21 protein-coding genes and 1 riboswitch are annotated in these 26,216 nt (G+C 71.9%); of the genes, 10 read left to right on the top strand and 11 right to left on the bottom strand.

The window, feature by feature from the left end:
* Window positions 1–79: 79 nt before the first annotated feature.
* Window positions 80–1,603 carry an aldehyde dehydrogenase family protein gene (locus tag ACFRMQ_RS10775; RefSeq protein ID WP_380729215.1) on the bottom strand — a complete coding sequence of 508 codons (1,524 nt, stop codon included), beginning with the start codon at window positions 1,601–1,603 and terminating at the stop codon, window positions 80–82.
* Between the two features lie 424 nt (window positions 1,604–2,027).
* The gene (locus ACFRMQ_RS10780) at window positions 2,028–2,975 is read right to left on the bottom strand and encodes a terpene cyclase (RefSeq protein ID WP_380729217.1); all 948 of its coding nucleotides are present in this window, start codon (window positions 2,973–2,975) and stop codon (window positions 2,028–2,030) included.
* A gap of 309 nt (window positions 2,976–3,284) precedes the next feature.
* Between ACFRMQ_RS10780 and ACFRMQ_RS10785 the strand changes: the two genes are divergently transcribed.
* Both ACFRMQ_RS10785 and ACFRMQ_RS10790 read left to right on the top strand, forming a co-directional pair.
* Complete coding sequence (locus tag ACFRMQ_RS10785; protein WP_380729220.1) at window positions 3,285–6,302, top strand: ATP-binding protein; 3,018 nt, start codon at window positions 3,285–3,287, stop codon at window positions 6,300–6,302.
* A 256-nt stretch (window positions 6,303–6,558) separates the two neighbouring features.
* On the top strand, window positions 6,559–7,623 hold the full coding sequence (locus tag ACFRMQ_RS10790; RefSeq protein WP_380729222.1) for an aldose epimerase family protein: 1,065 nt from the start codon (window positions 6,559–6,561) through the stop codon (window positions 7,621–7,623).
* Here ACFRMQ_RS10790 and ACFRMQ_RS10795 read toward each other — a convergent pair.
* On the bottom strand, window positions 7,620–8,180 hold the full coding sequence (locus ACFRMQ_RS10795; protein WP_380729224.1) for a GNAT family N-acetyltransferase: 561 nt from the start codon (window positions 8,178–8,180) through the stop codon (window positions 7,620–7,622). The genes ACFRMQ_RS10790 and ACFRMQ_RS10795 overlap by 4 nt on opposite strands.
* Window positions 8,181–8,491: 311 nt before the next feature.
* Here ACFRMQ_RS10795 and ACFRMQ_RS10800 point away from each other — a divergent pair, with 311 nt between their 5' ends.
* From ACFRMQ_RS10800 to ACFRMQ_RS10820, 5 genes are all read left to right on the top strand, one after another.
* Window positions 8,492–9,769, top strand: coding sequence for an extracellular solute-binding protein (locus tag ACFRMQ_RS10800; RefSeq protein ID WP_380729226.1), 1,278 nt, complete (start codon window positions 8,492–8,494; stop codon window positions 9,767–9,769).
* A gap of 189 nt (window positions 9,770–9,958) precedes the next feature.
* The gene (locus ACFRMQ_RS10805) at window positions 9,959–10,960 is read left to right on the top strand and encodes a carbohydrate ABC transporter permease (RefSeq protein ID WP_380729228.1); all 1,002 of its coding nucleotides are present in this window, start codon (window positions 9,959–9,961) and stop codon (window positions 10,958–10,960) included.
* Between the two features lie 40 nt (window positions 10,961–11,000).
* Window positions 11,001–11,906, top strand: a complete 906-nt coding sequence (locus ACFRMQ_RS10810; RefSeq protein WP_380729230.1) for a sugar ABC transporter permease — start codon at window positions 11,001–11,003, stop codon at window positions 11,904–11,906.
* Between the two features lie 109 nt (window positions 11,907–12,015).
* A complete protein-coding gene (locus ACFRMQ_RS10815) occupies window positions 12,016–13,731 on the top strand; it encodes a glycoside hydrolase family 13 protein (RefSeq protein WP_380729233.1) in 1,716 nt (571 codons plus the stop codon).
* Window positions 13,732–13,756: 25 nt separating this feature from the next.
* A complete protein-coding gene (locus ACFRMQ_RS10820; protein ID WP_380729236.1) occupies window positions 13,757–14,776 on the top strand; it encodes a LacI family DNA-binding transcriptional regulator in 1,020 nt (339 codons plus the stop codon).
* Between the two features lie 107 nt (window positions 14,777–14,883).
* Here ACFRMQ_RS10820 and ACFRMQ_RS10825 read toward each other — a convergent pair whose 3' ends face one another.
* The 3 genes from ACFRMQ_RS10825 to ACFRMQ_RS10835 form a co-directional block, all read right to left on the bottom strand.
* Window positions 14,884–15,084 carry a hypothetical protein gene (locus tag ACFRMQ_RS10825; protein WP_380729238.1) on the bottom strand — a complete coding sequence of 67 codons (201 nt, stop codon included), beginning with the start codon at window positions 15,082–15,084 and terminating at the stop codon, window positions 14,884–14,886.
* A 311-nt stretch (window positions 15,085–15,395) separates the two neighbouring features.
* A complete protein-coding gene (locus ACFRMQ_RS10830; RefSeq protein ID WP_380729240.1) occupies window positions 15,396–16,718 on the bottom strand; it encodes a transglycosylase family protein in 1,323 nt (440 codons plus the stop codon).
* Window positions 16,705–16,865, bottom strand: a riboswitch (cyclic di-AMP (ydaO/yuaA leader). It overlaps the preceding gene by 14 nt.
* Window positions 16,866–17,420: 555 nt before the next feature.
* Complete coding sequence (locus ACFRMQ_RS10835; RefSeq protein WP_380729242.1) at window positions 17,421–18,374, bottom strand: sirohydrochlorin chelatase; 954 nt, start codon at window positions 18,372–18,374, stop codon at window positions 17,421–17,423.
* A 553-nt stretch (window positions 18,375–18,927) separates the two neighbouring features.
* On the opposite strand from ACFRMQ_RS10835, the gene ACFRMQ_RS10840 reads away from it, so the two are divergent.
* Window positions 18,928–19,191: a DUF397 domain-containing protein gene (locus tag ACFRMQ_RS10840; RefSeq protein WP_380699987.1), complete on the top strand. Its 264-nt coding sequence runs from the start codon at window positions 18,928–18,930 to the stop codon at window positions 19,189–19,191.
* A 367-nt stretch (window positions 19,192–19,558) separates the two neighbouring features.
* On the opposite strand, the gene ACFRMQ_RS10845 is transcribed toward ACFRMQ_RS10840, so the two are convergent.
* A complete protein-coding gene (locus ACFRMQ_RS10845) occupies window positions 19,559–20,116 on the bottom strand; it encodes an ATP-binding protein (RefSeq protein WP_380729245.1) in 558 nt (185 codons plus the stop codon).
* Between the two features lie 416 nt (window positions 20,117–20,532).
* On the opposite strand from ACFRMQ_RS10845, the gene ACFRMQ_RS10850 reads away from it, so the two are divergent.
* On the top strand, window positions 20,533–21,399 hold the full coding sequence (locus ACFRMQ_RS10850; RefSeq protein WP_380729247.1) for a helix-turn-helix domain-containing protein: 867 nt from the start codon (window positions 20,533–20,535) through the stop codon (window positions 21,397–21,399).
* A gap of 80 nt (window positions 21,400–21,479) precedes the next feature.
* Here ACFRMQ_RS10850 and ACFRMQ_RS10855 read toward each other — a convergent pair whose 3' ends face one another.
* Window positions 21,480–22,085: a TetR/AcrR family transcriptional regulator gene (locus ACFRMQ_RS10855; protein WP_380729249.1), complete on the bottom strand. Its 606-nt coding sequence runs from the start codon at window positions 22,083–22,085 to the stop codon at window positions 21,480–21,482.
* A gap of 233 nt (window positions 22,086–22,318) precedes the next feature.
* Entirely contained in the window at window positions 22,319–23,839 is a 1,521-nt protein-coding gene (locus tag ACFRMQ_RS10860; protein ID WP_380729251.1) for an MFS transporter, read from the bottom strand.
* Between the two features lie 87 nt (window positions 23,840–23,926).
* Between ACFRMQ_RS10860 and ACFRMQ_RS10865 the strand changes: the two genes are divergently transcribed.
* Window positions 23,927–24,358 carry a MarR family winged helix-turn-helix transcriptional regulator gene (locus tag ACFRMQ_RS10865; protein ID WP_380729254.1) on the top strand — a complete coding sequence of 144 codons (432 nt, stop codon included), beginning with the start codon at window positions 23,927–23,929 and terminating at the stop codon, window positions 24,356–24,358.
* A gap of 63 nt (window positions 24,359–24,421) precedes the next feature.
* On the opposite strand, the gene ACFRMQ_RS10870 is transcribed toward ACFRMQ_RS10865, so the two are convergent.
* A complete protein-coding gene (locus ACFRMQ_RS10870; RefSeq protein WP_380729256.1) occupies window positions 24,422–25,369 on the bottom strand; it encodes a M56 family metallopeptidase in 948 nt (315 codons plus the stop codon).
* Window positions 25,370–25,523: 154 nt separating this feature from the next.
* Entirely contained in the window at window positions 25,524–26,165 is a 642-nt protein-coding gene (locus tag ACFRMQ_RS10875) for a DUF5134 domain-containing protein (protein WP_380729258.1), read from the bottom strand.
* Between the last annotated feature and the right edge of the window lie 51 nt (window positions 26,166–26,216).

A 26,216-nucleotide genomic window follows, 5' to 3' on the forward strand; every position in this document is an offset into this window, starting at 1 on the left:
CCGGACCTCCCGCTCCGGTTTCCGCCGGGGGCTCGGAGCCGTCCGGAGCTTGCCGCCGGGGGCTCGGAGCCGGTGCGGCCTAGAAGAAGCCGACCGCGTCGGGGGAGTAGCTGACCAGCAGGTTCTTGGTCTGCTGGTAGTGCTCCAGCAGCATCTTGTGGGTCTCCCGCCCGATGCCGGAGTTCTTGTAGCCGCCGAAGGCCGCGTGGGCCGGGTAGGCGTGGTAGCAGTTGGTCCAGACCCGGCCCGCCTGGATGGCGCGCCCGGCCCGGTGGGCGGTGTTGAGGCTGCGGGTCCACACGCCCGCGCCGAGCCCGTACTGGGTGTCGTTGGCGAGGGTGACGGCCTGGTCGAAGCCGTCGAAACGGGTGACCGAGACGACCGGGCCGAAGATCTCCTCCTGGAAGACCCGCATCGAGTTGTCGCCCTCGAAGACCGTCGGTGTCACGTAGTACCCGCCGGCCAGCGCGCCGCCGAGGTCGGCCCGCTCGCCGCCCACCAGGATCCGGGCGCCCTCGTCCTGGCCGATCTCGAAGTAGGAGAGGATCTTCTTCAGCTGCTCGACGCTGGCCTGGGCGCCGACCTGGGTCTCGGTGTCCAGCGGGTCGCCCTGGCGCATCGCCCGGACCCGGTCCAGGCCGTCGGAGAGCAGCCGGTCGTAGATCGCGGAGTCGATCAGCGCGCGGCTGGGGCAGGTGCAGACCTCGCCCTGGTTGAGGGCGAACATCGCGAAGCCCTCGACGGCCTTGTCGTAGAAGGCGTCCGACTCGGCGGCGACGTCCGCGAAGAACACGTTGGGGCTCTTGCCGCCGAGCTCCAGCGTGACCGGGATCAGGTTGTCGGCCGCCGAGTGGGCGATCAGCCGGCCGGTGCTGGTCTCGCCGGTGAAGGCGAGCTTGCGGATCCGGGTGCTGGCGGCCAGCGGGGCGCCGGCCTCCTCGCCGAAGCCGGTGACGATGTTGAGCACGCCGGGCGGCAGCAGGTCGGAGGTCAGCTCGGCGAGCAGCAGCACCGAGGCCGGGGTCTGCTCGGCGGGCTTGAGCACCACCGCGTTGCCGGCCGCGAGCGCCGGGGCGAGCTTCCAGATCGCCATCAGGATCGGGAAGTTCCACGGGATGATCTGGCCGACCACGCCCAGCGGCTCGTGGAAGTGGTAGGCGACGGTGTCCTCGTCGAGCTGGGAGAGACTGCCCTCCTGGGCCCGCAGCACGCCGGCGAAGTAGCGCAGGTGGTCGACGGCGAGCGGCAGGTCGGCGGCCAGGGTCTCGCGCACCGGCTTGCCGTTGTCCCAGGTCTCGGCGACGGCCAGCTGCTCCAGGTTGGCCTCCATCCGGTCGGCCATCCGCAGCAGCACCTGCGCCCGCTGGGCGGCCGGGGTGCGGCCCCAGGCGGGGGCGGCGGCGTGGGCCGCGTCCAGGGCGGCCTCGATGTCCGCGGCGGTGCCGCGGGCGACCTCGGTGAACACCTCGCCGGTGACCGGCGTCGGGTTGCCGAAGTACTCGCCGCCCGCGGGGGGAGTCCACTCGCCGCCGATCCAGTGCTCGTACCGGGAGCGGTAGGCGACGATGCTGCCGGGGGTGCCGGGGGGCTGGTAGACCGTCATGCTCGGTGTCTCCTCGCTTCGTCGGGTGCCGCCCGGGTTCGGCGCGGGGCCGCGGGCGGCGCGCCGGACCACCCGGTCAGGGGGCGGCCCGGCGGGAGGGGTGGGACACGCCATCGGGCCGGCGCCCCGCCGGGGCACCCGCTGTCGAGCACGATAACCGTCGGGCGCCCGGTGCGGCTACGGTCCGTACGCGTGTCCCGTACGGACGGTGCGCCGTCCGGACCGTGCCCGGCGGTGCGCCGTCGGATGTCCTTCGCGGGCCCGTCGCGGGCGTTCCTCGCCGGCCGGCCGCGGGGCCTCGGGCCCGGGCCGCCGCATGCCGCCGCGGGGCCGGGGCGGCGCTCACCGGGCGCGCCGCCGCGCACCCGCCGTGGTTCCACCGCGCGCTCGCCGCGCCCGTCGGACGGCTCCGGGAGCGGGTCGGTCAGACCGCGTGGTACCGGCCGGTGCGGGCCTCCCAGCTGAGGTAGCCGGCCAGCCAGGTGAGCAGTCCGTCCGCGTACCGTTGGGCGATCGTGCGTTCGATCCGGGAGAGGCCCAACTCGCGGTAGACGTCCGGGAGGCGGTCGCGTAGTTCGGCGCAGCGGTCGACCATCAGCTGGGCCTCGGCGATGACCGCCGCGCAGGCCTCCTCGGCCGAGCAGCGCCGTTCGCGCTGGACGATCATGACCAGGTTGTTCACGTCCCCGCGCGGCGCCTCAAGCGGGTAGGACCGCACGTCGTTGCTGAGCGACGGTATGTCGGCGGCCAGCTGCCGGAGTTGGCGCAGCGCCGGGTGGTGCAGGACGGCGGCGGACACCTCGAAGTGGCCGAGGCGTTCGACCATGTCGAAGATGGTCTCCATCGCCGCGGTGCCCCTGCGGAGCTCCAGGTAGCCGTCCCGGTCCGGCGGCCGGGTGGAGATCCGGCCGGCCGCCTCGGCCGGGTGGCTGGCCAGGTAGTACTCCCAGTTGTAGGCCGCGCGGGCCTGCCAGCGGGCGGGCATGCCCCGCACGCTGCGGTCCCACAGGTCGGCGAAGGCGGTCTCGACCGCGGAGCCTTGGTCGGGTCGGGCGCCGTGCAGGACGGCGATCAGCCGTTCGCAGATCGGGGCGACCTCGGCCGGGCGGCGGCCGAGCGGGCCGTCGAACTGGTCGTCGAAGAGGAAGTAGAAGCCCATCAGGTCGGCGGCCAGGGCGAGTTCGTCCGGTCCGGCGTCCGGATAGCCGAGCGCGGCGAGGTCCACCACCTCCCAGTGGGCGTAGCCGGGGTGGTCGGCGTCGGGCAGCAGTGGATGGCGGATCAGCCAGTCCCGGTGCAGTGCGGTGGCGTGTCGGCCGTGCGGACTGCGACGGTGCGGGAACGGAATCTGAAGTGAGGTGTCGTCAGACATCGGACTCCCGGTGCGGCGAAGGGTGGGGGCACTTGTGGTTCGAACAGGGTTCGTGAGGGGGAGTTGGCGCGACGGGGCGCTGCGGTGAGGGGGATCAGGCATGATCATCAACGCCTCGAAGGCCGTAGGGTATCTGATGTATTGATCGCACGTTAGGGATATAGGGCAGTTGCCCTCGGGTGGTCCCCCAAACCCTCACCGTCCGTCCCAGCCTGCACGAATGCCTCACGGGAAGGCCCGCGCGGCGCTAACCTCGGCTCCACGCAGTGATGCAGCTGTGACGCAAACAGTCGAGGCGGAGGCGCGACGGTGACCGAGCAGGAGAACGAACTTCGGGCGGGCGCTGGTTCCGGCCGGGGCGACGACGCGAACGCGCCCCGGATCCGACTGCGCGACCGCGACGCCGAACTGCGCTCGGTGGAGGCCGCCGTCGAGCGGCTCTGCCTCGGATTCGCCGCCGGTGGCACCGAGATCGGTGACCTGCTCACCTTCTCCGGCCGCCCCGGCATCGGCAAGACCAGCCTGCTGCACGAGGTCCGGCGGATCGCCAAGCTCCGGGAGAAGGCCACCGTGCTGTTCGCCCGGGGCGGTGAACGGCAGTTCAAGGAGCCGTACCACGTACTGCGCCAGCTGCTCCAGCACGTGCTCGGCGACCTGGAACCGGACGTGTTCCGCCAGGTCATGGGCACCTGGGAGGAGGTCGTCGGACCGGCCATGGGCCTCAAGCAGCCCAAGGCCGGCGCCCGCCGCCTCGACCCGCAGGGCGTGCGCGACGGCCTCGACTACGTCCTCGCCCAGCTCGCGCCGCGCCGCGCGCCGATGGTGATGATCGTCGACGACCTGCACTGGGCGGACGGGGAGTCACTCTCCTGGCTGACCAAGTTCGCCATCCGATCGAGTGAACTGCCCGTTCTGCTCGTCTTCGCCTTCCGCGAGGACGAGAACGACTGGCCCGCCGAGACCCAGGAATTCCGCCGCAGCGTCCTCGAACTCAAGGGCCGCAAGCACGAACTCAACCGGCTCACCCTCAGCTCCGTCACCGACATGATCCGCGCGGAACTCGGCGACAAGGCCGAGGACGCCTTCTGCTACGAGTTCTGGAACGTCGTCAACGGCAACCCGTTCGAGGCCATCGCCCTGCTCGACCAGGTCCGCGACCAGGAACTGGAGCCGGTCGAGGAGAACTCCCGGCAACTGCACGAACTCGCCGTCGACGCCACCGGAATGACCCTCAAGAGCTGGCTGGACCGGCTCGGCGCCAGCACCCTGCGCTTCGCCTGGGCCTGCGCGATGCTGGGCACCGACATCCGGGTCGACCTCGCCACCAGGATCTCCACCCAGAGCACCGAGGGCGCCCGCGAGTCCATCAAGCGACTGCGCAAGCAGCGCGTACTGACCCAGAGCCCCAACGGGAACCTGGAGTTCGTCCACCCGCTGATCGCCAGCTCGATCTACAACACCATGCCCGACGCCACCCGCCTCGGCATGCACGGCATCGCCGCCGCCGAGATCGAGAACGCCGGACTCGGCCTGCTCGCCGCCTCCCGCCACCTGGTCGAGACCCACTCCGGCGAGGGCGACGACCGGATCGTCAGGAAGCTGCGCCGCGCCGCCATCGAACACCAGCTGATCGGCGCCCCCGAGGCCGCCCAACGCTGTCTGAAGCGCGCGCTCAACGAGCCGCCCGCCGACGAGATCAAGACCGAGGTGCTCTACGAACTCGGCTGCTCCGCACTGCTCACCAACCCCGTCGCCACCGTCAACCAGCTCAAGCTGGCGCTCTTCTCCCCGGAGGACCTGCCGCTGCGCCCCGAACTGCGGGTGGACGCCACCTTCCGGCTCTCCGAGGTGCTCGCCCACGCCGGTGAGCTGGGACAGGCCGCGGTGGTCTGCCAGGAGGAGGCCGAGGTCACCGTCGACCCGGCGGGGCGCCAGCGGCTCCAGGCCGCCTCGTTCATGTGGCACGCCTTCCGCAAGTCCGAGGAGGACGGCCCGGGCCGCTCCGCCCGGCTCGGTGTGATGTGCCGGAGCCTGCGCGGCCGGGAGGCGGCCGACCGGGCCGTGCTCGCCATGCGGGCCTGGGACCTCACCCTGCGCGGAGCCTCCTCCACCGAGGCGCTCGCGCTCGCCGACGAGGTCCTCGACAGCGGTCGGCTGCCCAAGGGCCTCGGCTGGACGGACACCACCTGGGGCTTCGAACTGCCGTCGATGCTCTGCCTGACGTACATCTACAACGACCGCATCGCCCAGGCCGAACGGTTGGCCGCGGACGCCATCATCCAGTTCGAGATCGCCGGTTGGAGCGGCGCCCACCGGGGCTTCGCCTACTTCCTGATGGGCCTGGCCCGGTTCCGCCGCGGCCTGCTCGCCGAGGCCGAGGACTTCCTGCGCCGGGCCTACCGAATCTCCCAGCGGATGGGGGACAAGCTGCCGCTGGCCTGGGACGCGATCGGCGTGCTGGTCGACACCCTGATCGCCCGCGGCCGGGTCGACGAGGCCTGGACCATGGCCAACGACTTCGGCTTCCACCCGCCCTACCACCCGACGGCCATGGTGCTGCCGGACGCGGCCTCGCTGTACGGCAAGCTGCTGGTCGCCAAGGACCGGTACGCGGGCGCGGCCGCCGCACTCACCGAGGCCGGCGCCCAACTGGAGGTCCGCGGCTGGCGCAACACCGTCTGGGCGCCCTGGGCCGGACACCTCGCCATCGCGATCGCGCGCGACGAGCCCGAGCGCGCCCGTGACTACGCCCAGCGGGCGGTCCGGGACGCCCGCGACTTCGGCACCGCCTCGGCGATCGGCAGCGCGCTGCGCCTGCAGGCCCGGATCGAGGACGCCCGGGCGGCGGTCGAGCTGCTGGAGGACGCCGTGACGTACCTCGGACAGTCCCCGGCCGGCTACGAGCACGCCGTCGCCCTGGTCGACCTCGGCGCCGCGCTGCGCCGGGTCGGACGGCTGGACGACGCCCAGGAGTACCTGTACCAGGGCATCGAGCTGGCCCAGCACTGCTCCGCGGAGGGGCTGGTCGACCGGGCCCGCCGGGAGCTGGCCAACTACGGCCTGCGACCCAACCGGCTGGGGCTGCGCGACTTCCGGGAGACCATCGAGACGCTCAGCAGCGCGGAGTGGGAGGTCGCCAAGCGAGCCGTGCAGGGCGTGCCGGCGCAGCGGATCGCCGAGGAGCTCGGGGTGCCGGTCGGGCTGGTCAACCGTCGGCTGGCGGCGGTCTACCGCAAGGCGGGCAGCGGGCCGGACGGCCTGGCCTCGGCGCTCGGGCTGCCGCAGCAGCAGCGGGACGCGGGGTGGCCGGAGGACCTGGACGACTAGGCCGTGTCCGGCCGATCCGCCAAGATCGGCCGGACAGGGCCCAGGAGTCGGCCGGGGGCGGCCGTGGCGGGCGGCCGCCGGGCGTCCGGCCACGGATGACGGCGGATGAGGCGGATGGCGGTGTGCGAGGGCGCGGAAGAGCCCCCGAGGCCGCCGCCGTCGCTAGGCTGGCGGACACGGGGCTGCCACGGCGCCCCTCGACGGACCCGGAACCGGGCGGCCGCAGCGCGATGCCGCCATCAGTGAGGAGCAGGCCATGGCGAGCGAGGCCACCAGCGTGCGGCACGAACCCCTAGACCCCTCGGGCGCGGGCGCCGCGATCGAGCGCTGGACGCTCACGGCCGGCCCGTACGAGGCGAGCGTGCTCACCCTCGGCGCCACCCTGCACACCCTGAGCGGGCCGGACCGCTCCGGCCGCAACGCCCAACTGCTGCTGGCCACCGACCGGTTGTCCGAGATCCTCGGCCCGGCCCGGCACTACGGCACGGTGGTCGGCCGGTACGCCAACCGGATCGACCGTTCGTCGGTGACCATCGACGGCGAGGAGCACCAGCTCGCCCCGACCGGCGGCGGCGTGACCATCCACGGCGGCCCGGACGGCTTCGCGCACCGGATGTGGGCGGCCGAGCCGGTCGAGGGCGGGGTGCGACTGGGACTGCACAGCCCGGACGGGGACCAGGGCTTCCCGGGCGCGCTGGACGTCACCGTCACCTACACCCTGGACGCGGCCGGCGAGCTGGTGATCGACTACCGCGCCGTCACCGGCGGGCCGACCGTCGTCAACCTGACCAACCACGCGTACTTCAACCTCTCGGGTGAAGGCCGCGGCGACATCCTCGGCCACCTGCTCACCCTGGACGCCGACGCGTACACCCCCGCCGACGAGCGGCAGATCCCGTACGGCCGGATCGAGCCGGTGGCGGGCACGCCGTTCGACTTCACCGCGGCCACGCCGATCGGCAAGTCGGTGCACGACGAGCACCCGCAGCTGACCGGGCCCGGCGGCTACGACCACAACTGGGTGCTGCGCGCCCGGCCGGCCGACGGCAGCCCGGCGCGGGCCGCCCTGCTGGAGGACCCGGTCAGCGGCCGCACCCTGGAGGTGCTGACCACCGAGCCGGGCATCCAGGTGTACACGGCGAACAAGTTCCAGGGCGCGGTCACCGGCGCGAGTGGTGTTCCCTACGGGCCGTTCTCCGGGATCGCGCTGGAGACCCAGCACTTCCCGGACTCCCCGCACCACCCGGCGTTCCCCAGCACGGAGCTGAGGCCGGGGGAGGAGTTCCGCTCGACGACGGTGCTCCGGCTGGGAACCGCCTAGAACCGTTCCGGGCCCGGGGCCCGGTCGGCGGCCCGGGGCTGCTCGTGCTCCTCGGGCCGGGCCAGGTCCCGGCGCATGCAGAGCCGGGGCCAGCGGTCCAGGCCGTGCTCGGCCTCCTTCCGGCGGATCTCGCGAAGGCCCGGGGTGAGTTCCTCTGCGGCCAGCGGGCGGAAGCCGCAGCGGGTGTAGTAGGGGGCGTTCCAGGGGACGTCGGCGAAGGTGGTGAGGGTGAGGGCGGGGGCGTCGGTGGAGCCGGCGAGGTGCTCGATCAGCGACCGGCCGATGCCCCGGCGGGCGTGGTCGGGGTGCACGGAGACCTGCTCGATGTGCAGGGCGCCGTCCACCGGTTCGGCCAGCAGGTAGCCGGCGACGGTTCCGTCGGCGGCCTCGGCGACCAGGGCGACGCCCCGTTCCAGATAGTGCGCCAGTTCCTCCGGTGCCGGGGGTTCGTCCTCGGCGATCTCCGGCATGCCGATCGCGGCGAAGGGCGCGCCGGCGGCCCGCTCCAACTCGGTGAGGAGCGGAAGTTCGTCTCTGGTGACGGCTCTGATTCGCATGCGTCCAGTCTGCTGGAGGCGGCTTCCGGCCACGCGGGGTGGTGTCGTCGGCCAGGCTGAAGAGGGGTGGAATCGGGCAAATCGCGACAATCCGCTCCACCGTCAACTACCGTGTGGCAACGTCCAGGACACGCGGGCGTAACGATCCCCATTTCTTGCAGAAACTTGCTGCAAGGACTTTCCGTCGCTCTGGCGCCGCTGTTAACTTCCTTCCCGAGCCCGACGGCAGCAACGGTGCGGTCGGTGCGAGGCGGCCATTATGCGCCTGCCTCCCAACATCTCGGGCACCCCCACCCTCCCAAGGAGTTCTCATGCGGCGTGGCATCGCGGCCTCTGCCCTCGTTGTGGCCCTCGCGGTCTCGATGGCTGCCTGTGGCAGCAGCGGCTCCAGCTCGGACGGCAAGGCCGACGGGCCGGTCACCCTCACGTACTGGGACACGTCGAACGCCACCAACGAGGCGCCGAACTACCAGGAGCTCGTCAAGAAGTTCGAGGCTGCGAACCCGAACATCAAGGTCGACTTCGTCAACGTGCCGTTCGACCAGGCCCAGAACAAGCTCCAGACCGCCATGGGGGCCAAGGGCGCTCCGGATGTGTTCCGCTCCGAGGTCGGCTGGACCGCCGCCTTCGCCAAGGCCGGCTACCTGGAGCCGCTGGACGGCACCCCGGCCGCCGCCGACACCTCCGCCTTCCAGCCGAGCCTGATCCAGCAGGCCAAGTACGAGGGCAAGCTGTACGGCGTGCCGCTGGTGACCGACACCCTCGGCCTGCTCTACAACAAGGAGCTGTTCACCAAGGCGGGCATCACCGAGGCGCCGAAGACCTGGGACGAGCTGAAGACCGACGCCGCCGCCGTCAAGGACAAGGCCGGCGTGGACGGATTCTGGCTGAAGGCCGCGGACGGCTACTACGCGCTGCCGTTCCTGTTCGGCGAGGGCACCGACACCGTCGACGCCGCCGGCAAGAAGATCACCATCACCTCGCCGGAGGCCGTCAAGGCCGTCGAGACCTACAAGACGATGTTCACCTCGCCGGGCACCGCCAAGGCCGACGTCACCACCGACGCCTACGCCCACATGATGGACGCCTTCACCAACGGCAAGGTCGCGGCGATCGTCCAGGGGCCCTGGGAGATCACCAACATCTACAAGGGCCCGGCCTTCGCCGACAAGAACAACCTCGGCATCGCCGCCGTCCCGGGCGGCTCCGCGGGCAAGGGCGCCGCTCCCACCGGCGGCCACAACATCTCGGTCTACGCCGGCGCGGACAAGGCCTACAAGGCCGCCGCGGAGAAGTTCGCCGCCTTCATGACCTCGGCCGACAGCCAGGCGTTCGTCGCGCAGAAGAACGCCACCCTGCCCACCCGCTCCGACGCCTTCACCGCCGACGTCAAGGCCGACCCGGGCATCGCCGGCTTCCAGGCCGTGCTGAGCAGCGCCAAGCCGCGCCCCGAGCTGCCGGAGTACAGCTCGCTGCTCTCCTCGCTGAACACCAACCTGGGCAAGACCCTCCAGGGCACGAGCACCCAGGACGCGCTGAGCACCGTCGCCACCGACTACGCCAAGCTCCTGCCGGGCTTCGCCAAGTAGTTCCCGCGCCCGGCCCGCCGGCCGGCGGATGACGGCGGACGAATGACGGCGAACAGATGACAGCGAACAGATTTCATCATCTGTCAGTCGTCAGTTGTTCGCGGTTCGCTGCCGACCGTCACCCGCCACCACCCCCGGCGGGCCGGGCCTTCGGCTTCCCCCCGAGAATCCCCCGAGAAGGTGCAAACGATGTCAGTCGCCGTGCAGGGCGCCACCGGCAAGGGCAGCCGGGAGCGCGAGCAGCGTCCGGGCCTGCTGGAACGCGTCAAGCGCTCCTACACCAAGCACTGGTACGCCTACGCGATGATCGCCCCGGTCGTGCTGGTGCTCGGCGCGCTGGTGATCTACCCGCTCGTCGAGGGCGTCTGGCTCACCCTCACCGACGCCAACAGCCTCAACGTCGCCCGCAAGATCGGCGTCAACGAGATCCCGGCGAGCTACGAGTTCGTCGGCTTCCACAACTACGCCGACATCCTCTGGGGCCCCGGCTCGTACGACCGCTTCTGGTCGCACTTCGTCTGGACCATCGCCTGGACGGCCGTCTGCGTCTTCCTGCACTACACCCTCGGCCTCGGCCTCGCCCTGCTGCTCAACCAGAAGATGCGCGGCCGCGCCGTCTACCGGATGCTGCTCATCCTGCCCTGGGCCGTGCCGACCTTCGTCACCGTCTTCTCCTGGCGGCTGATGCTCGCCGACGGCGGTGTCGTCAACGGCATCCTCTCCTTCCTGCACCTGCCCGAGCCCGGCTGGCTCACCGATCCGTGGGCGCAGAAGGCGGCCGCCATCATGGTGAACACCTGGGCCGGCGTGCCGTTCATGATGATCTCGCTGCTCGGCGGCCTCCAGTCGATCCCGGCCGAGCTGTACGAGGCCGCCGAGATGGACGGCGCCACGGCCTGGCAGCGCTTCCGCTACGTCACCCTGCCCGGGCTGCGCTCGGTGTCCTCCACGGTCGTGCTGCTCGGCGTGATCTGGACGTTCAACCAGTTCAACGTCATCTTCCTGCTGTTCGGCACCGGCGCCCCCGACGCCCAGCTGCTGGTCACCTGGGCGTACCGGCTCGGCTTCGGCCAGATCCCCCGGGACTACGCGCAGTCCGCCGCCTACGGCGTGATCCTGCTGTCCATCCTGATCGTCTTCACCGCCTTCTACCGGCGCTGGCTCGCCCGCAACGAGCAGGCCAACGGCTGAGGCCCCGGACCCAGTTGACCCACGAAGGCAGGTACCCCCGATGAGCACCACCACCGAACTCCCGGCCCGCGCGGCGACCGCCGCCCCGGCCGCCCGGCCCGCCAAGGCCCGCCGCCGGGGCGAGCGCAGCCCGCTGTCCCGGGCGCTGTCCCACGGCATCCTGGTCCTGGCCGGCCTGATCGCGCTGTTCCCGGTCGCGTGGATCCTGTTCGTCTCGCTCGGCCCGGACAAGAACGACTACCTCCACCCCGGCCGGATCCTCGACAAGCTCACGCTGTCGAACTACCAGCACGTGCTGTCCGACACCGACTTCTTCACCTGGTTCGGCAACGCCGTGCTGGTCTCCGGCGTCACCACCGTGTTCGGCGTGCTGTTCGCCGCCACCACCGGCTACGCCGTCTCCCGGATGAAGTTCCCCGGGCACAAGCCGCTGATGTGGTCGCTGCTGGTCACCCAGATGTTCCCGATCGCCGTGCTGATCGTGCCGATGTACACGATGCTCTCCGAACTCGGCCTGCTGGACAGCTACACCGGCCTGATCCTGGTCTACTCGACCACCACCGTGCCGTACTGCGCCTGGCTGCTGAAGGGCTACTTCGACACCATCCCGGTGGAGATCGACGAGGCCGGCCGGGTCGACGGGCTCACCCCGTTCGGCACCTTCTGGCGGCTGATCCTGCCGCTCGCCCGCCCGGGTCTGGCGGTGGCCGCCTTCTACTCCTTCCTCACCTACTGGGCCGAGGTGCCGTTCGCCTCCACCTTCATGCTCAGCTCCGACAAGTACACCCTGGCCGTGGGCCTGCAGACCTTCGTCAGCGAGCACGACGCCCAGTGGAACCTGATGGCCGCGACCGCCGTGCTGATCGCGATCCCGTCGGCGGCCTTCTTCTACCTGGTGCAGCGCCACCTGGTCACCGGCCTGACCGCCGGCGCCTCCAAGTCCTGACCCGCCGCTGCCTCGTACCACGGCCCCACGCCGGGTCGCGCCGCCACACCGTCACGCGACCCAACGTTCCAGCGCCTTCCGTTCCTCTAGTCCCCAAGGGATACCGTCCATGACCCAGAACCTGGCCGACACCTCCCGGCCTGCCGCCGACACCGCTCACGAGGCGGCCGCCCTGGCTTCTGTGACTGGCAGCGCGTCCAGAGGCTGGTGGCGGGACGCGGTCATCTACCAGGTGTACCCGCGCAGCTTCGCCGACTCCAACGGCGACGGCATGGGCGACCTGCCCGGCATCCGCAGCCGCCTGCCCTACCTGCGCGACCTCGGCGTGGACGCGGTCTGGCTCTCGCCGTTCTACGCCTCGCCGCAGGCGGACGCCGGCTACGACGTCGCCGACTACCGGGCGGTGGACCCGATGTTCGGCACCCTGCTGGACGCCGACGCCCTCATCCGGGACGCCCACGACCTGGGCCTGCGGATCATCGTCGACCTCGTCCCCAACCACTCCTCGGACCAGCACGAGTGGTTCCAGCGCGCCCTGCGCGAGGGCCCCGGCTCCCCGCTGCGCGACCGCTACCACTTCCGCCCCGGCAAGGGCGAGCAGGGCGAACTGCCGCCCAACGACTGGGAGTCCATCTTCGGCGGCCCGGCCTGGACCCGCACCGAGAACCCGGACGGCACCCCCGGCGACTGGTACCTGCACCTGTTCGCCCCGGAGCAGCCCGACTTCAACTGGGAGAACGCGGCGGTCGCCGACGAGTTCCGCTCGATCCTGCGGTTCTGGCTCGACATGGGCGTGGACGGCTTCCGGATCGACGTCGCCCACGGCCTGGTCAAGGCCCCCGGCCTGCCCGACCTCGGCGGCGCCGACCAGCTCAAGCTGCTCGGCAACGACGTCATGCCGTTCTTCGACCAGGACGGCGTGCACGAGATCTACCGCAGCTGGCGGACGATCCTCGACGAGTACCCGGGGCAGCGGATCGGCGTCGCCGAGGCCTGGACCCCGACCGTCCAGCGCACCGCCAACTACGTCCGCCCCGACGAACTGCACCAGGCCTTCAACTTCCAGTACCTGGGCACCGATTGGGACGCCACCGCGCTGCGCGAGGTGATCGACCTCTCGCTCGACTCGATGCGCCCGGTCGACGCCCCCACCACCTGGGTGCTGTCCAACCACGACGTCACCCGGCACGCCACCCGGTTCGCCAACGAGCCCGGCCTCGGCACCCAGATCCGCACCCCCGGCGACCGTCCGCTGGGCCTGCGCAGGGCCCGCGCCGCCACCCTGCTGATGCTCGCGCTGCCCGGCTCGGCCTACGTCTACCAGGGCGAGGAGCTCGGCCTGCCGGACGTCACCGACCTGCCCGACGAGGTCCGCCAGGACCCGTCCTTCTTCCGGCAGGCCGGGCAGGACGGCTACCGCGACGGCTGCCGCGTCCCGATCCCGTGGTCCGGCACCGAGGCCCCGTACGGCTTCGGACCGGTGGCCGGCGGGCCGTCCTGGCTGCCGCAGCCGGCCGAGTGGGCCGAACTGAGCGTCGAGGCGCAGGCCGGCGACCCGAGCTCCACCCTGGAGCTCTACCGCAGCGCGCTGGCCGTCCGCCGGGCGCGGCCCGACCTCGGGGCCGGCACCGAAGTCGAGTGGCTGGACAGCGCCGAGGGCACCCTGACGTTCCGCCGCGGCTCCTTCGTCTGCACCGTGAACACCTCCGGCGAGCCGGTGCGGATCGCGGCCCCGGGCACGCTGCTGCTGGCCTCGACCGACCTCGTGGTGGCCGGCGGCGAGACGGTGCTCGCTCCGGACAGCACCGGCTGGTGGGCGGTCTGACGTGGTTGGAATAGGCTCTGGGACCGTGACTACGGCGCGACTCTCAGACATCGCGGCACAGGCGGGGGTCAGCGAAGCCACCGTCTCCCGCGTGCTCAACGGCAAGGCGAACGTTTCCGCCGCCACCCGGCAGACCGTGCTGGCGGCACTCGACGTGCTCGGCTACGAGCGGCCGACCCGGCTGCGCCAGCGCAGCGCGGGGCTGATCGGGCTGATCACGCCGGAGCTGAGCAATCCGATCTTCCCCGCGCTGGCGCAGGTGATCGAACAGGTGCTCAGCCGGCACGGCTACACCCCGGTGCTCTGCACCCAGACGCCGGGCGGCTCCACCGAGGACGAACTGGTGGAGATGCTGGTGGACCGGGGCGTGGCGGGCATCGTCTTCGTCTCCGGGCTGCACGCGGACACCACCGCCGACCACGACCGCTACGCCCGGCTGGCCGGGCGCGGGGTGCCGTTCGTGCTGATCAACGGTTACAGCGAGAAGATCGACGCGCCGTTCATCTCGCCGGACGACCGGGCCGCGATGTGGATGGCCGTCCAGCACCTGGCCGAACTCGGGCACGAGCGGATCGGGCTGGCCGTCGGCCAGCGCCGGTACGTGCCGGTGCTGCGCAAGATCGAGGGCTTCACGGCGGCGATGCGCGAGGTGCTCGGGTACGGCCGGGAGGAGGCCGAGAACCTCGTCCACCACACGCTGTTCAGTGTGGAGGGCGGGCACGCGGCGGCCGGTGCGCTGCTCGACAAGGGCTGCACCGCGATCGTCTGCGGGAGCGACATGATGGCGCTCGGGGCGATCCGGGCGGTGCGCCGGCGCGGGCTGTCGGTGCCGCAGGACGTGTCGGTGGTCGGCTTCGACGACTCGCCGCTGATCGCCTTCACCGAGCCGCCGTTGACCACGATCCGCCAGCCGGTCGAGTCGATGGCCACGGCGGCGGTGGACGCGCTGCTGGAGGAGGTCGGCGGGAACGCGGCCCAGCGCGGCGAGTTCATGTTCCAGCCGGAGCTGGTGATGCGGGGGTCCACCGGGGCCTGCGCGCGCTGAGCGCCGGCCGTCGTGGCCGCCACGCCGAACGGTCGGGCCCCGGAGGGCGGTTGCTCTCCGGGGCCCGTCGGCGTGTGCGGGGGCGGTCGTCGTGGGCGGCGGCCCGGTCAGCCCTCCTGGGTGGTCGGACGGTCGACGGTGAGCCGGTGTCCGTCGGCCGCTTCGCCGGTACGGGTCTCGGTGCGACGGCCGCGGGCCAGGTAGTCGCGCAGAACCAGTTCGACGGCGTCCTGCGGGTTCGTGGTGCCGGAGAGCATCATCGCGTCTATCGCGAGGTTCGCGTCGAGGGTGATGGTGACCTGGGCCATGTGACTCCTCCTCGGGTGCAGAGCAGCAGCATGCCGGTCGGGGGAGGGAACCACCACCCCACCGGATCGGGCGGAACCGCCGGAGGGCTGTGCGCGGGGACGGGCTCCGGGACGCGCCCGGGGAACGGCGGAACCCCCGGGGAGAGCGACCAGACTCTCCCCGGGGGTGGTGGGTGGTCAGCGTTCGGACGGCGGCTGACGGCTGACGGAGAACAGATGACGGATGACAGATGATGAAATCTGTTATCTGTCATCCGTCATCTGTGCCCCTTGCCGGCCGTCACCGCGCGTCCATCGGCCGATCGCCGTCCTCAGACCCGGCCGGCGAAGTCCGGGGCCCAGTTGGCGATGCTCTGCTCGCGCACGCCCGAGCTCGGGTTGGCGGCCTCGACGTACTTGCCGTTGCCGACGTAGATCGCGACGTGGTAGACGCCGGAGTCCTTGCCGTTGTTGGACCAGAACAGCAGGTCGCCCGGCTGGAGGCTGTCCAGCGAGACGTGGGTGCCGGCGGCGGCCTGGTCGGCGGCGACGCGCGGTACCGAGATGCCCGCGGCGCGCAGCGCGGCCTGGGTCAGGCCGGAGCAGTCCCAGCCACCGTTGCCGGTGCCGCCGTACACGTACGCCTGACCGACCTTCGACTCGGCGAAGGAGACCGCGGCGGCCATGCTGCCGGTGGCGGCCGGAGCCTGGGTCTGGGGCTTCGCCGGGGCCGGGGTCTGCGGGGCGGGCTTGGTGGCCGGCTTGGTGGCGGGGCCCTGGGGCCGCGCGGTCGGCTGGGCGTTCACGGCACCACCGTTCGCGGACTGGCCGGCCTGCTGCGAACGGTCGGACCGGGTGGCGTCCGAGCCGGACTTGCCGTCGATGGACAGGTGCTGGCCGGGGTAGATGGTGTCCGGGCCCTCGGTCAGGGTGCCGCGGTTGAGCTCGTACAGCCGCTGCCAGCCGCCCCGCACGTTGTGCTGGTCGGCGATCGAGGACAGCCAGTCCCCCGCGACGACGGTGTAGTCGCCGCCCTGGGCCTGCTGCTGACGCTTCTGGACCCAGTTGCCCGTGGCGGAGCCGGAGGCGGCCTGAGCGCCGTCCTGGGCGGGCGCGGCGGGCGCGGCGGGCGCGGCGGGCGCGGCCGGGGTCTGCGGGGCGGGCTTGGCGGCCGGAGCGGCGGGCTTCGGGCTCTGGGCGGGCTTGGCGGCGGTCGAACCGGCGGTCGAGCCCGCCGAGGTGTCGACCGCCGCGGCGGCTCCGCCCTTCGTGAGGCCGGCCTTGACGGAGCAGACCGGCCAGGCGCCCGGCCCCTGCGAGGCGAGGACCTTCTCGGCGACGGCGATCTGCTGGTCCTTGGTGGCCAGGTCGGCGCGCGCGGCGAAGGCGGTGCCGCCGAAGGCGGACCAGGTGCTGGAGGTGAACTGGAGGCCGCCGTAGAAGCCGTTGCCGGTGTTGATGCTCCAGTTGCCGCCGCTCTCGCACTGGGCGACCTTGTCCCAGGTGGCGACGGTGGCGGCGGAGGCGGTGCCGGAGGTGAGGCACGGGACGGTGAGTCCGACGCCCGCGACGCCGAGGGCGGCGATCACGCGGCGGGTGCGATTGGACGGGCTGGTGCCGTTGGTGGGCAGCATGAAGACGCGGTCCTCTCCCACGCCTGCGAGGTGAGCTGTCGGATTCGGGCTGGAGTTGCCCGGCCGCGCGGTGAGCGCGGCTTCACCCCTAGCCCTGGACCGTTCCGGGGATCGGTCCGGGGCGACTTACCTGTGGGTCCCCCGCTCCTGCCGTGGTGCGTTTTCGCGCTGCCAGGACATCCGACGGCAGGACTCGGCGTCGCGGATGAACCGGGTTCGTGTGGTCACGAACGGAGAGCACGTTAATCAGACTCAAGTTCAAACCGCAAACCTTGTGATACGCGTCACGGTTTAGTGAGAACTGCCAAAAGCCAGCTCGATCAAGATCGTAAATGATCGTTTTCTGGCAATTTCGTTGAGGAACTCGACAACTGGCTCCGCTTCAGCAATGACATGACGGCACATCGGGGTGAGCTGCGGCGCACTCCGGAACGCGTCCGTGCGATGGCGCCCCACGCGTCCGAGTGGGCACGACTCATTTCCCTTCAAATAGCTCAAGAACGGACATTCCACTTCATTGCCACTCAACTCCCGAAGCGGGTGGAATGCGCGAGAAGCGGTGGCGGCCGGCGCCCGGTGGCGGCAGACGACGAGAGTCGGTGAGCGGGACAGGGGTGGGCGGGACAAGGTGAGCGGGGTGGAGCGGGCGGGGCAAAGAGAAAGGCCCGGAGCGCGAACCGCTCCAGGCCCCTCGGCGCGCGCGAACCGGCGCGCGGTGTCGACCTACTGTCCGGCGTACCCCTCGGCGGCCGCGTGGGCGCCGCGAGCGCCCTCCACGGCCCCCTCGGCCTCGGCGGCGGCCGCCGCCTCGGCCCGGGCCAGCTCCTCCGGGGACGGCGTGGGCAGCGCGGCCAGGTAGGTGGAGGCGATCAGCTGGCCGACGGACGGGTACGCGCCCAGCGGTGCGGCCGACGGACAGCCGGTCTCCTCGGCGGCGGTGGCGAGCAACTCGGAGTCCGCCTCCGGACCGATCACCAGCGGGGCCAGCGCCGGGCGCTGCGAGCCGGTGTCCCTGAGGTGGTTGACGGCCGCGGCGACCGAGCCGGGCACGTCGAGCGCGGCGGCGACGACCGGCACGGCCAGTCGGGCGGCCAGCAGCACGCCGGTGATGCCGGCCGCGGCGGCCGCGTCCTCGCCGCCGACGGTGGTCAGCACCACGCCGTCCGCGGCGGTCGCGATGGCGAACAGCCGGGCCCGGTCGGCGCGGGCCAGCCCGGCCTCGGACAGCCGGACGTGCACGGCCTCGGCCAGCAGCGGGTGCGGGCCCAGCGGGTCGGTGACGGGTGCGCCGTACTCGGCGGCGAGCGCGTGAAGCTCGGTCAGGAAGGTGTGCGGGCCCGGCACCAGGGGCACCAGGATCGGCATCGGCAGCCCGGTCTCGGCGGCCACCGTCAGCAGCTCGGCCACCGTGCGCTCCTCGCCGTCGGCGGCCTCGGAGCCGTTGCCCGGGAGGTAGCCGACCGCGGTCCGAACGCCGTTCTGCTCGGTGCGGACGATCGAGAGCAACTCCTCGACGACCGAGCGGGACTCGGGCCCGGCGGTCGCGGGTACGGCGAGCACCAGGGCCGGGGCGCCGGCCGGGATCTCGGGGCGCTCGGGACGACGGTGGCGCCCCCGCGCACGGGAGCCTGGAGTGCGGACGGGCAGTGGCGCGCCCGGGATGGCTGCGGTGCTCATGCCGGAGATCGTAGGACATCGCCCCGTCCGGCTTGCAGTCGGCTGCCGTACGGGTTTCGCGCGGTCGTGGTGCGGACTCGGTGTGCCCGCGCCACCGTTCAGGCGCTTTGCCTACAATCCGGACATTCCTCTCCCAACTCGGCGTGGACCGTCACGGTCCTGACGCCATCCGGGACGGCTGGCGTTGCATCAGTGGCGCGTGAGATGTCTCACAGCGCGGGAGGCGCTTGACGGAGGGTCACGGGGGTGCGACTCCCGGCGCTCGAAGATCAACATTCAGCGGGGAGGTGCTCACGGCCGGTTATCGCGAGCCCGACGATTCCATAGGCTATGTCCGTTTACGTACCGTCAGGGGAAGGGTCCGTGAAGAGTTCGAGGCTGGGAATGAAAGGCCTCGTGCACCTGCACTGTCCCGTGCTGATGCACGTGCACTGCGGCTATCATCACGTCAAGTGAGGCGTTGTGCCGGGCCGGTACGGGGCCGGTCCGTTCGTTCGGCGGTGCCGGGGGCGCCGCGCTGGACGACGACTCCGGAGCTCTTCGGGAGATTTCTATGCACGACTCGCAGGACACGCACGGCTCGTACGACACCTACAACGGGATGGCCGCCGCCGATCTCCGGGGGGTGGTCTGGCAGAAGAGCCTGCACAGCAACTCGCAGGGCAACTGCGTCGAGTTCGCGGCCCTGCCGGGCGGCGATGTGGCGATGCGCAACTCGCGGTTCCCGGACGGCCCGGCGCTCATCTACACCCGGGCCGAGATCGCCGCCCTGCTGCTGGGGGCGAAGGACGGGGAGTTCGACCACTTGGCGGTCTGACCGACCGCCGTGCTCCGTCATCGGGGGGCCGTCGTGGGTGCCGACACCGCGACGGCCTTTGTCTTTTGTCCTTGGCCCGCCCGCTGTCCTTCGTCCTTCCGATCGTGCCCGGCCGCCCCGATGGGCCGGACGGCCCGCGGGTGCGCGGCGTCGGAAGGGCCTCGGCGGGACCTCGGCGGGGCCTGGCGGAAGGGTCCGGGGTGTGGTCCTCCCGGGGACTTCCTCGACCGGCCGCGCGCCGCCCGCCGCGGAGCCTGACCCGGACGCGGGGCCGCTCCTGATCGCGGCTCCTGATCCGGACGCACAGCCCGACCCGGCCATGCGGTCCGGCCCGGTGGCGAGACCCGACCCGGGTGCTGTGCGCGTCCTAGGCCGAGCGTCGATGCCGTCCGCCGGCGTCGACCGGGCCGTCGAGCGGTGAGCGGCCGTCCAGCGGGGAGCCGCCGACCGTCTCCGCCTCGAACATCGCCCAGACCACCTTGCCGCTGCCCAGTGGGTGCCAGCCCCAGGAGCGGCTGAACGACTCCACCAGGTGCAGTCCGCGGCCCGACTCGGCGACGAAGTCCGCCTCCCGGGCGATCGGCCCGAGGCTGCTCGGATCGCTCACCGCGCAGACCACCTGGGGCGCGCGGTGCACCAGGCTTATTCGGATCGGCAGCCGGCCCTCCGGGGTCGGCTGTATGGGAAAGTCGTACTCGCCCTGGGCGCCGCCCGACGGGTCGGGCCGTGCGCCGATCGCATGCCGGAGCGCGTTGGTCACGAGTTCCGAGGCCACCAGCGCGACATCGTCGAACAGTTCCGTCAGGCCCCAGCGCTGGAGCGTGGTCCGAGCGAAGTCGCGCGCGGTTCTGACGGCTTCGAAGCGAGGAGCGAGCGTACAGGTGACCACATGGGGGTCAACCGCCAAAGCCGTACCGGTGCTCATGAAGAGCTCCTCCCATAAGGGGGCGGACACGGCTGGACCCGCCGGGGTCATGCCGGTCACCTCCGACTCGCTCGGCCGCTCGGCCGCCCCTCGACCAGGCGCGCGCGCACTCGAACGCCCGATGACGCGGGGACGTCGTCGGGTCGGTGCACGGAGTCGCGCGTGGGGTCGACGCGGAGCCCGCGGGATTGCCAGGGATGTGCAGGTGCACGTGCACCATGGTGGTGTGCGCTCACTGCAGATGCAAGAGTCGATTCACGTGCAGTCGCACTATTGGCATATGCAAGCGCCGGATGCACGTGCATCCTGGTGCATGGAGTGGAGAACTGATAGGAACATCCGTCAGTATCGGCACCGTGAGCGCTCAACTGATGGCAGACTGTGCGCTGTTTGCCCTAGGTGGAGGTTTCGACCGCATGACCACAGTTCAGCCGGGCGGCGGCTCGATGGTCCGCCGGATCCTCCTCGGCTCGCAGTTGCGGCGCCTGCGTGAGGCGCGCGGCATCACCCGCGAGGACGCCGGGTACGCGATCCGGGCCTCCGAGTCCAAGATCAGCCGCATGGAACTCGGCCGCGTCAGCTTCAAGGAACGCGACGTCGCCGACCTGCTCAGCCTGTACGGCGTGGACGACGGCCTGGAGCGGGAAGCCCTGCTCGGCCTGGTCCGCGAGGCCAACAAGTCCGGCTGGTGGCACAGCTTCAACGACGTGCTGCCGGGCTGGTTCCAGACCTACGTCGGCCTGGAGGAGGCCGCCCAACTGATCCGCACCTACGAGGTGCAGTTCATCCCCGGACTGCTCCAGTCCGAGGAGTACGCACGGGCGGTTTTCGGCCAGAGTCGGCCGGTCATCAACGAGGACGAGGTGGAGCGGCGGGTCAGCCTCCGGCTGCGCCGCCAGAAGCTGCTCACCGAGGGCGCCAGCCCGCGCCTGTGGGCGGTCATCGATGAGGCCGCGCTGCGTCGGCCGGTCGGCGGGCCCAAGGTGATGCGCGGTCAGGTGCAGTACCTGATCGACATCGCGGAGCAGGCCAACGTGGTGATCCAGGTCATGCCGTTCCGATTCGGCGCGCACGCGGGCGAGTCCGGGGCGTTCACGATCCTGCGCTTCCCGGAGCAGGACCTCGCGGACGTGGTCTACCTGGAGCAGCTCACCAGCGCGCTCTACCTGGACAAGCGGGACGACGTGGACGCCTACATCCAGGTCATGGAGCGGCTCTGCGTGGACAGCCTCACGCCGGAACGCACCATCGATCTGCTCGCCTCGATCCTGAAGGAACGCTGAGTCGCCGCCGTCCGGGGCCTGTGGGATCCCCTCCCTCGCGAGGCCCCTCGGCAGTCGGCCGCCGCGCCGCCCGCCCGCCGTCAGCCGCGGGCCGGCGGCCTCTCGCGTTCCGGCGGGCCCGACTGCGGGGGGAGGCCCAGCTCCCAGTCCAGGTCGTAGCGGCGGAAGAGGTCGGCCCGGATCGGCGCCAGCGGGATCTCGGCACCCGGCAGCAGCACCCCGATGCAGCCGCCCATCAGCGCGCTGCGCAGCACCGCGTGCTCGGCGACCGGATCGGGTGCGCCCCAGTCGCGCAGCAGCTCCTGGAGGATGGCGCCGAGCTGCTGCTGCTCCGGGTCCTGGACGAAGGCGCCGGTGTCCGGGTCGAGGATCAGCGCCAGGTGCGAGCGCATCACCCGGGGGTGGTCCATCGCCAGTGCGAGGACGGTGTCGATCGCGCGGGCCAGCCGGGCTTCGGGGGAGGAGTCGGGCGCCAGTTCCGCCAGCGCGACGGACAGTGACTGGTGCATCATCCGATGCGTCGCGGACTGCATCAGCAGTCGTTTGCCGTCGAAGTAGTACGAGAGCAGCCCCCGGGCGAGCCCGGCCCGCTCGGCGATGTCCGTTAGCGTGGTGCCCGCGTAACCGTACTGGTCGACCAGATCGACGGTGGCCCGCATGATGCGTCGGCGGGAGCGTTGCCGCATCTCCTCATTGACCGAATCCCCGCGAGGTGCCATCGTGTCTGCTCCGAACGTTCGTTGGCTTCGAGCCAATATACTTGCGGAGTCGACAGCCGCACCGGGGAACCGTGCCCCGACGGGCGCTGCCCGGGCGGCCGCCACGAAGACGGCCGGCTCCACCAACACGGGGGTTTGGTGGAGCCGGCACCATGGCCCGGCGGCTCGCAGGCCGCGCGCGTGGGCGGCGGGGACCGTCGTCAGTGCTTGACCAGGACTTCGGCCCGGGCCGCGGCCGCGGTCGACTCATCCGACGGGCCATCATAGTTCGCCGTTCGCACGGGAGTCGCATGCCGGCGCCGCTCCACCACGGCACCCGCCGCCGCGACCACCAGGCCGACCAGGGCGACCGCCGTGACGAGCAGCAGGGCCGGGCGGTAGCCGTCCAGCTGGGCCTGCGGGCTGTCGCCGCCCGCGCTGCCGGCCGTGATCATCGCGGTCGCCCCGGCCAGCACCACCGCGGTGCCGACCTGGATCGCGGTGTTCACCAGGCCCGAGGCCAGGCCCTGCTCCTCGTCGGACACGCCGTCGGTGGCGGCGATGTTCACCGAGGGGAAGGCGAAGGCGAAGCCCACACCGAGCAGCAGCATCGAGGGCAGCACCAGGCCCGGGTACGAGCTGTGCTCGTCCAGCCGCAGGAACAGCGCGAACGCGGCGACCAGCGAGAGCAGGCCGATCGGCAGCAGCCGCCCGGTGCCGAAGCGGTCCACGATCGGGCCCATGAAGGGTGCCGAGAGCGCGATGAACGCCCCGGCCGGGAGCAGCCCGAGGGCCATCTCGAGTGCCGACCAGCCGAGCAGGTGCTGGAGGTAGAGGGTGACCACGAACTGGAACCCGCCGTACGCGCCGGTCATCGCGAAGGCGACCACGTTGGCCCGGGCGACCGAGCCGTTGCGGAAGATGCCGAGCCGGACCAGCGGGTGCGCGGTGCGGCTCTCCACCAGCAGGAAGGCGGCGGCCAGCACGGCGACGACGAGCAGTGAGCCGAGGGTGCGCGGGCTCAGCCAGCCGGTGCCCTGGGCCTCGGTCACGGTGAAGACCAGCAGCAGTACGGTCGAGGTGCCGGTGATGGCGCCCAGGATGTCGTAGCCGCCCTTGGCGCGCTCCTCGACCGGTCGGGGGAGCAACCGGACCGCGAGGAGCAGGGCGAGCAGGGCGACCGGGACGGGCATCAGGAAGGTCCAGCGCCAGCCGACCGAGGTGAGCAGCCCGCTGAGCACCAGGCCGAGCGAGAAGCCGCTGGCGCCGCAGGTGGTGTAGATCGACAGCGCGCGGTTGCGGGCCGGGCCCTCCGCGAACGTCGTGGTGATGATCGACAGGCCGGCCGGGGCGGTGAAGGCGGCGCTGACGCCCTTGAGGAAGCGGGCGGCTATCAGCAAGCCGCCGTCGTCGACCAGGCCGCCGACCAGCGAGGCGGCGGCGAAGACGCCCAGGGCCACCAGGAACACCCGGCGGCGGCCGAGCAGGTCGGCGGCGCGCCCGCCGAGCAGCAGCAGGCCGCCGTAGCCGAGCACGTAGCCGGAGACCACCCATTGCAGGGCCGAGGTGGACAGGTGCAGGTCGGAGCCGATGGAGGGGAGTGCGACGCCGACCATGGAGACGTCCAGGGCGTCCAGGAACATGGCGGCGCAGAGCACGATCAGGGTGCCCCAGAGGCGGGGAGTCCAGTGCGGCCCGGTGGTTGACGTGGCGTCATGGGGCGTGACGGTCGCGGTGGTCATGGGGAGCACAGTACATGCGCGTGCATTCAATGCAAGTGAATTAAATGTTAACGCAATAATTGCCGATGCATGTGCTACGGTTGCGGCGTGGCTGAACTCGACTCCCCGGCGGAGGCCGGTCTTGTCGCGCAGTGGCGCGAGCTGCTGGCTCGGCACGCCTCCGCCGCCTGCATGCTCGATCGCGAGCTGGGCGAGCGGTACGGGCTGGGCATGAGCGAGTTCGAGGTGCTGGAACGTCTCGTCGAGGGGCGCGGGGGCGACGGGTACGCCGTGCGGGTCGCCGAGCTGGCCCCGACCGTCCATCTGAGTCAGAGCGCGCTCTCGCGGCTGATCGCCCGGCTGGAGAAGGCCGGACTGGTCGTCCGCGCGATGTGCGCGAACGACCGACGGGGTGTCCAGCTCACCCTGACCGAGGCCGGTCTGGAACGCTACGAGCAGGCCAGGCCGCTTCACCGCGAAGTGCTGGCGCTGACCCTCGGTGACGGCCTCGGTCCGGCCTGCGGGGCTTCCTCGGACTGACGGGTCCGGTCGGCGCGCCGGCTGATCGGCCGGCGGTTCCGCGGCACTGGCGCGGCGTCGGCTTCAGAGCAGTGAGTGCAGCCCCGGCGCGGCGGCCAGCAGGACGACCACCGCCGGCGTGGCGAGCGCCGCGACGGTGAGCCGCAGCCGGTGCGGAACGGAGAGGCGCGGCCGACCCGCGAGCAGCCGGTCGACCCGCTTCGGGGACTGCGCCAGGCCGGGCGGGCAGGAGCCGAACACCCCGCGGTCCAGGTTGAGTTCGGCCAGCGCGAGGGCGGTGGTGTGCCGGCCGTGCCGGCGGGCGGCCCGGTCGTCGGCGGCCAGCTCGACCAGCTCCGCCACCTGGTCCCGGAAGGCGCTGAACACGCCGACGCCGGGGAAGCCGGAGGTGAGCGCCTGGGCGAACTGCTGGAGCCAGTGGTGCCGGGCCCGCACATGGCCGCGCTCATGGCTCAGTACGGCGGCCAGTTCCCGGTCGGTCAGCTGCTGGAGGGCGCCGGTGGTGACCACCAGCCGGGAGTCCGGCCCGGGCAGTGACCAGGCCTCCGGGCGGACGTTCTCCAGCACCACCAGCCGTTCCCGGCGGCTCCGGGCCGTTTCGATGCTGTCGGGCAACTCCGGTGCCCGGGTCGACAGTTGGGCGTGCCGTCGGTGGCGCAGCGCCTTGGCCGTACGGACCTCCCGGGTGAGTGCCAACACCGTCTGCAGCCCGCCGGCCGCCAGCACCGCGGCGCACAGTCGGCCCCAGCCCTCGGCGTCCTGGAGGCCGTACGCCGCCTCGACGCCGTGCGGCGCGCCCGCGAACACCAGCGCACGCAGCTCCGGCAGGGCGGCGGAAGCGGCCAGCAGCAGGGCGAGCGCGCAGCAGAGCAGCACCGCCACCACCAGGCACTGCCACACCAGCAGCGCCAGCACCGGTTCGCGCTCCGCCCAGCGGGCCCGGGCCAGCAGCTTGGGCGCGACGGTCGAGAGCAGCAGTCCGAGCAGCAGCAGGCCGATCAGGGCGGGCATCGATGGGCTCCCCGAGTACGCACGGAGCGCGACAGCGCGCTCCCGGCCAACCTATGCGCTGGCGGCGTCCGGTGGAACGGCTTTCGACGGGCCAGTGACCAACGCCACGCCCTGGCGGGGGTTTTGGGGCGCCGACGGGGGTGGCGGGTGGTCGTCACATGGTCAGGAGCATGGCGAACATGCCGATGCCCATGGCGAGTCGGCACGCCTGCGGCAGGCCGGCGGTGCCCAGCGCGAGGGTCCCCGCCGGGGTGCGCAGCAGCCGGCTGCCGGTCCACAGGGCGTAGCCGCCGAAGTAGACGAGGAGGGTGCCGGTCAGCGCCGGGAGGCCCAGGGCGGCGGCGTGGTGGTGCTCTTGGCCGGAGGCGGCCGCCATCGCGAGGGCCATGTACGTCATGGCGAGCGCACCGACCGCGTGGTGCAGTCGGTGCACCCGGCCGGATGGGGCGTGGGCCGCGGCGAGCAGGAAGGCGGCGGAGGGAAGCGCGAAGAGCCCGGCCCAGACGGTGGCCGGAACGGTGGCGCCGGTGACGGCCATCGCGGCCATCCCGAGGCCCATCAGGGCCTCGGCGGCGTCGGACTCGCGGGCGAGCACGGGGTGCGCGCCGCCCGGGGCGCAGGGGGAGTGGCGCAGCCGGATCAGGCAGGTGGCGCCGGCGCCGGCGGTGAGGAGGGCGAGGAGCCAGTTGACCAGGGTGGGTCCGTGCAACGGCGGCCTCCCGGGGCGGTGGGCGCTGAGGGCGGCGAACGGCGAACAGGTGTCGTCGAACAGCGAACAGATGATGAAATCTGTCATCTGTCATCTGTCATCTGTTCGCTGTCGGCTGTTCGCCGCCCCTCGTGCGCG

The organism is Kitasatospora sp. NPDC056783, assembly GCF_042789895.1.
Lineage (GTDB): Bacteria > Actinomycetota > Actinomycetes > Streptomycetales > Streptomycetaceae > Kitasatospora.